The sequence below is a fragment of the Providencia sp. PROV189 genome (genome assembly GCF_028480065.1).
GTDB classification, from domain to species: domain Bacteria; phylum Pseudomonadota; class Gammaproteobacteria; order Enterobacterales; family Enterobacteriaceae; genus Providencia; species Providencia stuartii.
Genome location: NZ_JAMPOG010000056.1, coordinates 1 through 11,775, shown reverse-complemented (window position 1 = coordinate 11,775; position 11,775 = coordinate 1). Strand labels below are relative to the sequence as shown.

The window sequence follows — 11,775 nt, the reverse complement described above, 5'->3', positions numbered from 1 at the left end:
ATACGGAAAAAACGCTCATCCTGTGTCTCCTGCCATAACTCAGAGAGGATCTGATAGCGCGTATTTCCGCCGTCACTGAAGATATAAATCTCACTTCCCGGTGCTTTGGTGACTTTTGGGACACTGTCCAGTCCACGTGCCCGAATGGAACTCTTGATTTCCTCATAACGCGGATTTCTGCCCTGACGAGGGTTATCCGGATTTGGCTGAAGTTGCTCAAGTGTTAATATCATCGGCATTTCAGACACCGGATTGACGTGAGCATTGCCGGATAACGGGGAACTGACAGGATTTCCTCTGAGAAGCGCCTGACTGAGTTTATGCTGTAAATCGGTTTTCATGCTTCGTCTCTCCCTTAAAAATAATATCCCTGAGAAAAATCACTGAAACGTGTATACGTCCCGTTAAACTGCACTTTCACCGTCCCTAGTGGACCCTGCCGTTGCTTACCGATGATAATTTCTGCCACACCTTTATCCGGTGAGTGTTCGTGATACACCTCATCGCGGTACAAAAATAAAATCAAATCCGCATCCTGCTCCAGTGAGCCGGAATCCCGTAAATCCCCGTTTGTCGGGCGCTTATCCGCACGTTGCTCCAGTTGCCGGTTTAACTGGGAAAGAGCCACTACCGGACACCCCAGCTCTTTGGCCAGTGCTTTCAGACTGCGGGAGATTTCACTGATTTCCTGCGTCCGGTTTTCCTGTTCAGGACTGCGCATCAGCTGAAGGTAATCCACAATAATCATCCCCGGCGTACCCACTTTACGGCGGTAACGCCGTGCACGGGCTCGTAACAGGGAAGGCGTCATATTACTGGTATCATCAATCACCAGACGCTCACCCCATTCAGCAATCTGCGACATGGCGCCCCCAAGACATTCCCAGTCATTTTCTTCAAGAGATGCACTGCGGATAGCTGTCAGTGGGACATTTCCCAAATCACTGAGTAAGCGTTGCATGATTTGTTCCGCCGGCATTTCCAGACTGAAAAAAAAGACCGGTTTTTCTGCCAGACGCAGGGCATTCTGTGCAACAGTCAGCGCCAGCGCCGTTTTTCCCATCGACGGCCGTGCGCCCAGTAACACCAAATCACCCGCCTGCAAACCACAGGTTTTTTCATCCAGTTCACTGAACCCCGTTGGCGTACCGGTTATCCCTTTTGCACTTAATGCTTCTTCCAGATGCTGAACAACATTATTCAGGATATCGAGCAACGACGGGGAATGCGCGGACAGCCCTTTTTCTGACAGCTGAAACAGCCGCTGTTCAGCCTGTTCACATAACGCAGGAATATTCGCCTGAGCCGCCACACTCTGGGTGGATAACATATTCCCCAGCATCATCAGGCCACGGGCACGGCTTCGCTCCACCACAATTTCCGCATAGCGGACAATATTGGCCGCACTGGGCGTGTTTTTGGATAATTCAGCCAGATATGCAAAGCCGCCCACCTGTTCAAGCACGCCGTCTTTTTCCAGTACATCACTGAGTGTGATTAAATCAATCGGGCTGTTTATCTGACACAGGGCGGCCATTTTCTTCCAGATTTCCTGATGCGCTCTGGAACAAAAATCCTCCGCCTGTAATAACGGTGCCACTTCATCCCAGCGGTCATTATCCAGCATCAGCCCGCCCAGCACGCTCTGCTCCGCCTCCGGCGAGTACAGGGTTTCAGGTAATACCGCAGAAGAAGACTTTTTATGCATTGAAAAGCCCTCCGTTAACCCGAAATGCCCAATTCCCACCGTGTAAATAAATTGTTTTTTTGGGAATATGAATTGTTGGTGTCGGACGAACAGCCGTCAGAGATAAACTCCCTGTGGCTGCCCGACTATTTTCGGACCGGTAAGTTTGGCGACCCCGGTCTGAACGTACAGGCAGCCTGTTTTTATCCATAACACATTTAAAGGAACATTTATGAATACAAAAAATCAACTGCCGTCCGACATTGATTACATTGGCCTTTTTGACGACAACACCGATACGGGCGAAGCCCGTTTTGACTTGTATGTCAAAACATTCTGGAGTATGACCATGGAAATGACGAAAGAAAGCAATTCCCGCCAGAGTCTGTTCCGCCTGCAATGGCTGGGTGACTGGCTGGCTGAAATGTATGGCTGGAAAATGCTGAATCCCGATATCACGCCCCTGAATGCGATTCACAGCTATCTCATTCTTCGCGATAACCTGCCGGCAGCTCAGGTGGCAGGCATGACGACAGAACAGATGCATCTGGCGCTGACGGAAGAGTGGAGCACATTCAAAGCTCGCAGAGGGGCAAAAGACTTTTTGCGCAGAGTCGAAAAACGCCTGGGCTCTCTTGATGATCCTTTCCGGGAAATACATTAATTCTGACCGGGCTGGCAGTATCTGCTGCCAGTCCACGGTTAGACTGAACGGGAAAAAACAGGAGAATACCTTGATAGTCATGGACGAACCTCCCGTTTCAGCACATCATCAAAACGGGTTTTCCATTCCGGAAACAGCTCTGAAACAAGATGATGCATAATGACTGCGGCTGCCGGTGTTTTACGTTGAGTCCGGTATTCCAGACGATGCACCGGTTGTCCCTGTGCATGGCCATTTTTAAATATTTCCAGTTTGGGAACAGCGGTTTTCAGTAACGAAAGAGAAATCGACTCTGCAAAGGGGTACGCTTTTTGGTCAATAATCTGAGTTAATTCAGTCAGTGTTGCACGATCTAACACCGTATCTTCAACACAATTAGCAAGAATGTGTATTTCCGGCAGGGGAATTCCGTAAGCCGTCAGCGGCACCAGCCCGCCGATTAATCCCAGTGTTCCCCGTAAAAATTCACGTGTATCCGGCAAAATAGGTTTGATTATCCCGACAGCATAATCGGTGGCAGCTAACAGAATGGTTTCCAGCATCACCGAAGCCGCGCCTTTTGAATCAATGATAATCACATCGTAAGAGGCGAATAACGGATGTTGCAGAGTATTACGCAGACGCATTCTGCCGTCAGGCGCATGCAATATAGCCGCCGGGAGACGATCATGAGGATCGTTAGAAATGATGATGTCCAGATTAGGGATAACGGAGCGTGATATGATGGTATCCGGCCGGGAAAGATCGGTCAGTTGCATTAACAACTCAAACAAGCCGTTTGGCGCTTCGTATTCGAGTTTAAACAGACTGCTGGCAGTCGGCTGGGAATGATCACCGTCGATCAACAGGGTTTTCAACCCGGCATCAGCACAAAAACCCGCGATATTGCCGGCTTTGGTTGACTTTCCGGCTCCGCCTTTTGTTGATATAATTGGAACAATTCTGGTCATTTTTCTCACTCAGCACATTCTGGGTGAGAAGTCAAAAAAAATAATTACATTAGTGAATTACATCAAGCTTTTTAACTAGGGGATTGAAAATCCCCGTGTCCTTGGTTCGATTCCGAGTCCGGGCACCACCTTATTATCAACAGACGTCAACCGACGTCTGTTTTTGTTTGTAAAGCCCGCTAAAATCAACACTCTCCCAAAGTTTCAACTCAACTGAATTCTACTCGATTCTACCCACATCAACCCCATTGTGCGGGTACAATTGCGGGTATACACTAGTTCGATAGAATTTTGTACCCATTTTATCTCTCAGGAAGCTCACTATGGCACTGACTGACGCTAAAATTCGGGCGGCTAAACCCGATGTGAAATCCTATAAATTAACCGATGGTGCAGGTCTGCACTTATTGGTTCACACTAATGGTTCTAAGTACTGGCGATTACGCTATCGCCACTTAGGTAAAGAGAAAACCTTAGCATTGGGTTTATACCCTGATGTCTCTTTATCAGAGGCGCGTTTAAAACGTGATGAAGCAAGAAAATTGATTGCTGACGGTATTGACCCGTGCGAACAAAAACGTGTGGCTAAAGCAGCTTCTGATGCTAATCTCTCTTTTGAAACCATCGCAAGACAATGGCATGCCAGCAATAAAAAATGGTCTGAATCACACAGTGAAAAGGTTTTAAAGAGTTTGGAGTCGCATGTCTTTCCTTATATTGGATTACGCGATATCACTACCCTCAAAACCCCTGACCTGCTTATTCCTATCCGTGCAGCAGAAAGTAAAGAGATTTATGAGATAGCTGCGCGTTTACAGCAACGTATTTCTGCTGTCATGCGTTATGCGGTGCAATCAGGTATTATTGGCTATAACCCTGCTATTGATACCGCAGGGGCTGTAACGACTGTACAACGCCAACATCGTCCAGCTCTTAATCTTGATCGTCTACCTGAACTCATTGCCCGTATCGATGCTTATAAAGGGCAGCCCGTCACTCGCCTAGCCGTGATGTTAAATTTATTAGTGTTTATTAGGTCAAGCGAACTTCGTTATGCGCGTTGGTCTGAAATTGACTTCGATAAAGCCTTATGGACTATTCCTGCTCAGCGAAAGCCTATACCCGGCGTTAAATTCTCACACAGAGGCGCTAAAATGCGCACTCCGCATTTAGTTCCCCTTAGCCACCAAGCCATCACTATACTGAAAGAAATTTGGGCATGGACGGGTGAACATGAATTGATCCTAACGGGCGCTCATAATCCCTTTAAACCCATGAGTGAAAATACCGTCAATAAAGCTTTACGTGTGATGGGCTATGATACCAAAACTGAAATTTGTGGACACGGTTTTAGAACGATGGCGTGTAGTTCATTAGTTGAATCAGGTTTATGGTCGAAGGATGCAGTAGAAAGGCAAATGAGCCACCAAGAACGTAACTCAGTGAGGGCTGCTTATATTCATAAGGCAGAACATATAGATCAACGCCGATTAATGGTGCAGTGGTGGGCGGATTATTTGGATGCTAATCGTGAACAAACGATTTCGCCATTCGACTTTGCAAAGTTGAATAATCCAATGAATCACTAAAACTTTAGCCATGTCATATAGGAGATCCATTTTCAATACGAGGAGTCGAATACTACGGTAGTATGCCTACTATATCGATTCATTGAGAAATGGTGGAAATATTCTTCATGGGAATTTTCATCGTCAAAACGCATGATAACTAACCACGATTTATCGTAATACATCTCATTCAATAAAGAAGCTTTATCACTGAAAGCCTCTGTCCTCACGGACAGGGGCTTTTTTGCTTTTAAATCAACCTAAAAGGAAATTATCATGGAATATTACATTCGTTGCCCGGCCTGCGATTCAACTCGCATTCGTGAACGTCATATCGGGAAAAAGACAGGAGCTGTTGCTGGTGGCGTATCAGGCGCACTAGCTGGAGCGTCTATCGGCTCTGCTGTTCCTGTTGTAGGGACGATTGCTGGTGCTGCGGTAGGCGCTCTATTTGGACGTTTAGTCGCTGGAGCTACTGCTGGGGCTGTGAGTGGTTCAGCTTTAGATGGCGTGGTATTTGATCGTTATGAATGTATCGAGTGTGAATACACGTTTGATTGATAGCCATAAGTTAACAGAAACCCCTAATGGGGTTTCATCTCTTAGGAGTCTGTGAGTCTGAACTGACCCTAGTTTATTGGACAGGGGCTTTTTTCGTTTTAACCCGCGCAAATTGAGATCATGATAGAAAACATAACATGTTATCGGGATTGTAAGGCAACTCATTATCCTGATCTAAACCGTCATTAATCATTTTTAAAGCGAGTTGCCTGTTTTTCAGCTGATTGGCTTTTTATATCAATATTATCTTCTAAAGGGAAATAGATCCCTTTATCAAAATATCGCCATTAATTAAATCACAATACATCAATAATAGGACACGAATATGCGTATAACAGCGACGGCTTCCCCATGCCTAAAATCGGGGATTATCTCTGTTTTTATCACGAACTTAGGAAAATATAACGAAGGTGAACTGGTTGGTGAGTGGCTTGAGCTTCCAGCAACCTCAAAAGAGATCGAACACTGTTTAATGCGGATTGGCATTGATGGTATTCACTATGAAGAGTATTTCTTGACCGACTATGAATCCTCTATTGATGGCCTTTCTTCTTACATTTCAGAATATAGCCTTTTAGATGAGTTGAACGAGTTAGCCATCCAATTAGCCATGTTATCGCCTGATGAAATTGACCTTTATCAGGCGGCAATTGAAATCGGTTCTTCAGCGAGTTCAATCCATGATTTAATTCATTTAGCGGATAATTTAGATTCTTTCCAGCAATTAGCGGGGGTCAATAATGAATATGATTTAGGTTATTACTGGATAGAAGAAAGTGGTTGTTATGATTTAGCACAACTGGGTCAGTTATCCCATTACTTTGACTATGAATGCTATGGACGTGATGTTTGTCTTGAACAAGGTTGGGCAGAAAGTGGAGCGATGGCTAAGGCAATGATCGCAGATGGTTTAGTTCAAGTTGATGGCATCATTGAGACTCGTAAGCGTTGCAAGATCCCCGCTGGAAAAATCGTTTCTATGGGTAACCAAAAAATTAAAATTCAAGAATAAATACAAAGGTAGCTGATATTAATATCAGCTACTTTTCTTTTACTCACTCACCGCTCTGCATGTAAATCCCCCTCCTTTTTGTGCTTTAAATCTAAACCAACATCATTAATACCTTCCATCCATTCCATGTATCTCTGACGTACTTTTACCTATAGCTGAAATGAAAATCCCCCTTCAGCAAACTTCAGCCAAATGACATTTTAAGCGTAAAAATTAGATTTCGATCACATTTACTCATTAATTCATTAGTCATTCAAAGATAAACTAGAGTAGATTAATTAAACAAATAGAAACGATTCAGCTATAATGATAACGATAACAAATCAACCTTAAGTTAAACTCACAACAATCATCCACTTTTTAGCTGAATCGATTCTTATATTATAGCAATGAGGAGATACTATGTTTAACCTGTCAGTACAAGATATACATCTTGCGGCGACGGCGAATAGTAAAAAGGAAGCTATTCAGCAAGTCGCCACAGCACTGGCTGAAGCTGGTTATGTTAAAGAAGGTTATGTACTTGGAATGCTCGCAAGAGAACACCAAGCACCGACTTTCCTTGGCAATGGTATTGCAATCCCTCACGGCACAACAGATACCCGTGATCAAGTGATTAAAACTGGGGTTGCCGTATTCCAATTTCCTAAAGGTATTGATTGGGGTGATGAGCAAGTAGCCTATATTGTTATTGGTATTGCGGCACACTCTAACGAACATCTTGCACTACTACGCCAACTCACACATGTCATCAGTGATGAAACCATTGCAGATGCGATGGCAAAGGCCGATTCAGCTGAACTGTTACGTAGCCTTTTAATGGGTGAGAAAACTATTCAGCCCCTCCTATTTAATGGCAACATGGTGACATTAAACGCAGAAGCCCATAGTTTGAATTCATTACAAGTCTTGAATTTAGCTCATTTACAAGATAATCAGGCCATCGATGCCGAATTTATCTCTCATGTTTTGACTCAAGCGCCACATTACCTTGGGCAAGGTGTTTGGTTAAGTGATAGCCCTGTAGGAAATCTGTGCAGTGCTGTCACTTTAGCGACAACTCAATCAGCGCTGAGCTACCAAGAACACCCTGTTAAAATGCTAATCACCCTCTCATATGCAGATGACCAAGTCGCACTGTTTCTTTCTAATCTGAATCAAATACTTCAGCATCAACAAATTGAAACCCTGCTGCAAGTGACTGACGCTGATGCACTTGCTTCTTTATTAGCAGGCCGTAATCAGCCTGAAACTGAGACAGCTGAAGGTATTACTGAAGAATTTGTCGTTCGTAATCCACACGGGCTGCATACACGCCCAAGTACGATATTAGTCAGCACAATTAAAAAATTCGCAAGCAATGTTACCGTGGCTAACCTTGATGGTTCAGCAACACCTGTAAATGGACGCAGTTTAATGAAAATGGTGAGTTTAGGCGCTAAAAAAGGCCATCGCCTGCGCATCAATGCACAAGGGAGTGATGCCGCTGAAGCGATGTCAGCTATTGCTCAAGCTATTAATGATGGGCTTGGTGAGGAGGTAGCATGAGCCGTAGAGTCGCCACAATTACCTTAAATCCAGCCTACGACTTAGTTGGCCTATTGCCTGAAATTGATAAAGGTGAGGTGAACTTAGTAAAAACTGCTGGCCTGCACGCCGCAGGTAAAGGTATCAATGTCGCTAAAGTCCTTAAAAACCTTGGTATTGATGTCACTGTCGGCGGTTTTCTAGGAAAAGAAAACCAAGATGGTTTTCAAAAAATTTTTAGCGAAACGGGTATTGCCAACCGCTTCCAAGTGGTTGACGGGCGAACTCGTATCAACGTCAAGCTCACTGAAAAAACAGGAGAGGTGACTGACTTTAACTTTTCTGGCTTTGAAGTCACCAAAGCTGATTGGCAACGCTTTGTTGCTGATTCACTAAGTTGGGCTGGGCAATTCGATATGATTTGTGTTAGTGGCAGCTTACCTAAAGGAGTGGCATTAGAAGAGTTCACTAAATGGATGATGCGATTACGTAATGAATGCATGTGCGTCATTTTTGATAGTAGCCGTGAGGCTTTTGTCGCAGGTTTAAAAGCCGCACCTTGGTTAGTCAAACCTAATCATCGTGAACTAGAAATTTGGGCGGGTAGATCATTACCAACCCGTAAAGATATTGTTGACGCGGCCAATCAGCTTCGTGCACAAGGTATCGCACATGTGGTCATTTCCTTAGGGGCCGAAGGGGCTATGTGGGTGAATTCATCCGGTGCTTGGTTTGCTAAACCACCACAATGTGAGGTGATCAGTACGGTTGGCGCAGGAGACTCTATGGTCGGAGGTTTGATCTATGGCCTGATGATGAGTCAAACCAGTGAGCATACTCTACGACTTGCAACCGCTGTATCTGCGCTTGCTGTATCACAACCGAATGTAGGTATCACTGATCGTGAACAGCTTGCCCGTATGATGGCGCGTGTTGATCTACAACCTTTCAAGCCTGAGTAAGGAAGGACACCATGAAACTATTCATCATAGCAAATCGTCAACAGGATCCCGCTGCGGCTTGGCTAGCAATTGACGCATTAAAAAGCGCAGCGGTCGCTCAAGAGCTGACTGTGACTGAAGATCTATCGACAGCAGATATGGTTATTGTTGTTGGTAATAATATCCCTGAACATTATGATTTAACAGGTAAAAAAGTCTATTTCGATACCATCGAAAATGCGGTACAAAATCCAAGTCAATGTCTACAACATGCAAAACAACAGGCCACACTATATCAAGCAGCACAACCTGTAGCTGATACTTCAGCACCTTTTTCTGTTCTTGCTGTTACAGCTTGCCCAACTGGAGTTGCGCATACTTATATGTCAGCTGAAGCGCTGGAAGCTGAGGCGAAAAAGCGCGGTTGGAACATCAAAGTTGAAACCCGTGGTTCCGTCGGAGTCGGTAACGAAATTACTGAAGAAGAAATTGCTAAAGCAGATTTAGTGATTGTTGCAGCAGATATTGAGGTCAACGTCGATAAATTTGCGGGAAAACGCATGTATCGTACGTCGACCAGTGCAGCCTTGAAGAAAACCGCTCAAGAGCTCGATAAAGCCCAAGCAGAAGCCACGCTATTTACTCCTCAAGGTGGCAAATCAACAGCGCAAACTGGTAATAAAAGTGAAAAAAGAGGCGTTTATCGCCACTTATTAACCGGTGTTTCTTACATGCTGCCGATGGTCGTGGCTGGTGGTCTATGTACTGCTTTATCTTTTGCATTTGGCTTAGACGCTTCCAGTGTTGAAGGCTCATTAGCTTGGGCGCTTAGTTTAATCGGTGGACAAACAGCTCTAGCCCTAATGGTTCCCGTTTTGTCTGGTTATATCGCCTATTCCATCGCCGATCGCACAGGTTTAACACCGGGCTTAGTAGGTGGTGTACTGGCTACCACTTTAGGTGCCGGTTTTTTAGGCGGGATCATTTCAGGTTTCCTTGCGGGTTATAGCGCCCACTTTATAAGTACGCGATTGAAATTACCGCAAACAATGGAAGCACTGAAACCAATCTTAATTGTACCGCTAATATCAACCTTGTTTACAGGATTAGCGATGATCTATGTGATTGGTCATCCCGTAGCTTGGTTAATGGATTGGTTGACTAATTGGCTGAACACCATGGGAACGACTAATGCGGTAATTTTAGGTGCGATCCTTGGTGCGATGATGTGTACCGATATGGGAGGACCTGTTAATAAAGCTGCATATGCGTTTGGGGTCGGGCTATTAAGTTCACAAACCTACGCACCGATGGCTGCGATTATGGCGGCGGGTATGGTTCCCCCATTAGCGATGGGTGTTGCAACCTTGCTGGCAAGACACAAATTTGTTCCAGCGGAGCGTGAAGCGGGTAAAGCCTCTTTTGTACTTGGTTTATGTTTTATTTCAGAGGGGGCAATTCCATTTGCCGCTAAAGATCCTATCCGTGTATTACCGACCTGTATTATTGGTGGCGCAATCACTGGTGCGTTATCAATGTACTTTGGTATCCAATTAATGGCGCCACACGGAGGTTTATTTGTATTGTTGATCCCTGGCGCGATAAATCATGTATTAACGTATTTACTGGCTATCGTGATTGGTACGCTAGTGTCTGGTGTCCTGTATGCCATTCTCAAGAAAGCGAGCTCGCAAGAGGCGCAACAAGAAATGGCAAGTCTTATTTGATGTTGGTATAAATTGAAATACTTGTATTTTTTCTCCCCCTACATGGGGGAGTTTTTTTAATTGTTATCATTTATTTTTCCTCACGATTCCCTTCCTAGGAGCGAGGTAGCATATATGCTTGCTTCGTTTTTATCGGGACAGGTGGTGCAATATCGCCTATAGGGTTTTCATTCGGCCAATATTTCGGGCGGGATGATGATAAAACAATTGGCTCTGATTTAAGCTTGCTAGGTTGAGTATAAAGATTGTCAATATCTTGATTATCTCGCTTACCCTGTGTTAAGTATCCAAAAATAGCTTCACCTGTCGTTAAGTCTATTCGATGGTTTTGCGTTTTTTCTTCTCGCCCTGAATGCCCCTCTACAATGTAAGCGCTTAATGAACCAGTAAAGCTTTACTCAACCTCACTGATTTCTACGTTCCATGGCATGAGATCCGACACATCATCTTTCGGACTTCGTTTTGGTAACTCGGTAAACAGGTGTTGGAAGTAATAATAAGGGTTCATGTCATTAGCGCGGCAAGTCATCACGAGGCTATACAAGTTTGCACTCGCCTTTGCTCCGCCTACCGAAGTTGAGAATATCCAATTTTTGCGACCTGTCGTGAACGGCCTTATATCTCGTTCGGTCACATTGTTGTCGATACTTATATCGCCGTCTTCAAGGTAGGTAAGCAGCTTAGGCCACTGGTTTTGCGTATAAGTGATGGCTTTGCCAAGTAATCCTTTAGGGAGAACGTTTTGACTGTCAAGCCATTGCTTGAACTCATTTAAAATAGGTTTGGCTTCTTCTTGTCGTAGTTGGTGTCGAGATTTTGCGTCAAGCCCTTTGGCTTTCTTTTCAATACCGTATAGTTTGCTAATAAAGTTCAGGGGGCTGTCCTAGATAAGGTTTAAATTTTACCTTTAACTATCTATTCTAGCATAGTTAATTGTTGTTTTGCAATAGGTGTGTTAAATCGCCATTCACACTCTTTTAAATACAGCTCAAAATGAGCCTTCGGAATACCGTTAAATTTACGCATGTGACGCTTCGCTTGGTTCCAAAAATTCTCTATGCCATTGATGTGATTTTGCCTGTCTTTTTTGTCGACAAACTGGGTGCTGTGATTGATCCTGTAATGCTTAAAATCGCTC

Annotated in this window: 10 protein-coding genes and 2 pseudogenes; 7 read left to right on the top strand and 5 right to left on the bottom strand. The window is 44.4% G+C overall.

Features of this window, described 5'->3' with window-relative positions:
• Window positions 1–341 (bottom strand): annotated as a pseudogene (locus tag PR833_RS19730) (ParB family protein); the annotation flags it as partial.
• A 14-nt stretch (window positions 342–355) separates the two neighbouring features.
• On the bottom strand, window positions 356–1,708 hold the full coding sequence (gene dnaB-PI / locus PR833_RS19725; RefSeq protein ID WP_248129414.1) for an SPI-7-type island replicative DNA helicase: 1,353 nt from the start codon (window positions 1,706–1,708) through the stop codon (window positions 356–358).
• Window positions 1,709–1,919: 211 nt separating this feature from the next.
• Between dnaB-PI and PR833_RS19720 the strand changes: the two genes are divergently transcribed.
• Complete coding sequence (locus tag PR833_RS19720; RefSeq protein WP_248129413.1) at window positions 1,920–2,351, top strand: hypothetical protein; 432 nt, start codon at window positions 1,920–1,922, stop codon at window positions 2,349–2,351.
• 77 nt (window positions 2,352–2,428) lie between these two features.
• Here PR833_RS19720 and PR833_RS19715 read toward each other — a convergent pair whose 3' ends face one another.
• Window positions 2,429–3,301 carry a ParA family protein gene (locus tag PR833_RS19715; protein ID WP_113386570.1) on the bottom strand — a complete coding sequence of 291 codons (873 nt, stop codon included), beginning with the start codon at window positions 3,299–3,301 and terminating at the stop codon, window positions 2,429–2,431.
• A gap of 323 nt (window positions 3,302–3,624) precedes the next feature.
• On the opposite strand from PR833_RS19715, the gene PR833_RS19710 reads away from it, so the two are divergent.
• From PR833_RS19710 to fruA, 6 genes are all read left to right on the top strand, one after another.
• On the top strand, window positions 3,625–4,890 hold the full coding sequence (locus tag PR833_RS19710; protein WP_040132878.1) for a tyrosine-type recombinase/integrase: 1,266 nt from the start codon (window positions 3,625–3,627) through the stop codon (window positions 4,888–4,890).
• 255 nt (window positions 4,891–5,145) lie between these two features.
• Window positions 5,146–5,430 (top strand): membrane protein, encoded by a 285-nt coding sequence (locus PR833_RS19705; RefSeq protein WP_040132877.1) that lies wholly within the window; start codon window positions 5,146–5,148, stop codon window positions 5,428–5,430.
• Between the two features lie 325 nt (window positions 5,431–5,755).
• The gene (locus tag PR833_RS19700) at window positions 5,756–6,442 is read left to right on the top strand and encodes an antirestriction protein ArdA (protein WP_071547804.1); all 687 of its coding nucleotides are present in this window, start codon (window positions 5,756–5,758) and stop codon (window positions 6,440–6,442) included.
• 402 nt (window positions 6,443–6,844) lie between these two features.
• Window positions 6,845–7,990, top strand: a complete 1,146-nt coding sequence (gene fruB, locus PR833_RS19690; RefSeq protein WP_272526452.1) for a fused PTS fructose transporter subunit IIA/HPr protein — start codon at window positions 6,845–6,847, stop codon at window positions 7,988–7,990.
• Window positions 7,987–8,931: a 1-phosphofructokinase gene (fruK, locus tag PR833_RS19685; protein WP_196715988.1), complete on the top strand. Its 945-nt coding sequence runs from the start codon at window positions 7,987–7,989 to the stop codon at window positions 8,929–8,931. The genes fruB and fruK overlap by 4 nt, the downstream gene beginning before the upstream one ends.
• Window positions 8,932–8,942: 11 nt before the next feature.
• Window positions 8,943–10,637, top strand: a complete 1,695-nt coding sequence (fruA, locus tag PR833_RS19680) for a PTS fructose transporter subunit IIBC (RefSeq protein ID WP_040132874.1) — start codon at window positions 8,943–8,945, stop codon at window positions 10,635–10,637.
• A 394-nt stretch (window positions 10,638–11,031) separates the two neighbouring features.
• Here fruA and PR833_RS19675 read toward each other — a convergent pair.
• Both PR833_RS19675 and PR833_RS19670 read right to left on the bottom strand, forming a co-directional pair.
• Window positions 11,032–11,508 (bottom strand): annotated as a pseudogene (locus PR833_RS19675) (IS66 family transposase); the annotation flags it as partial.
• Between the two features lie 44 nt (window positions 11,509–11,552).
• Window positions 11,553–11,775: transposase (locus PR833_RS19670; protein WP_272526451.1), on the bottom strand; the 223-nt coding region annotated here is incomplete at its 5' end.

Coding starts and splice junctions, on each gene's coding strand:
- PR833_RS19700 (WP_071547804.1), top strand. CDS start 5,756: ATGCGTATAACAGCGACGGCTTCCCCATGCCTAAAATCGGGGATTATC.
- fruA (WP_040132874.1), top strand. CDS start 8,943: ATGAAACTATTCATCATAGCAAATCGTCAACAGGATCCCGCTGCGGCT.
- fruK (WP_196715988.1), top strand. CDS start 7,987: ATGAGCCGTAGAGTCGCCACAATTACCTTAAATCCAGCCTACGACTTA.
- PR833_RS19705 (WP_040132877.1), top strand. CDS start 5,146: ATGGAATATTACATTCGTTGCCCGGCCTGCGATTCAACTCGCATTCGT.
- PR833_RS19715 (WP_113386570.1), bottom strand. CDS start 3,301: ATGACCAGAATTGTTCCAATTATATCAACAAAAGGCGGAGCCGGAAAG.
- PR833_RS19710 (WP_040132878.1), top strand. CDS start 3,625: ATGGCACTGACTGACGCTAAAATTCGGGCGGCTAAACCCGATGTGAAA.
- fruB (WP_272526452.1), top strand. CDS start 6,845: ATGTTTAACCTGTCAGTACAAGATATACATCTTGCGGCGACGGCGAAT.
- dnaB-PI (WP_248129414.1), bottom strand. CDS start 1,708: ATGCATAAAAAGTCTTCTTCTGCGGTATTACCTGAAACCCTGTACTCG.
- PR833_RS19720 (WP_248129413.1), top strand. CDS start 1,920: ATGAATACAAAAAATCAACTGCCGTCCGACATTGATTACATTGGCCTT.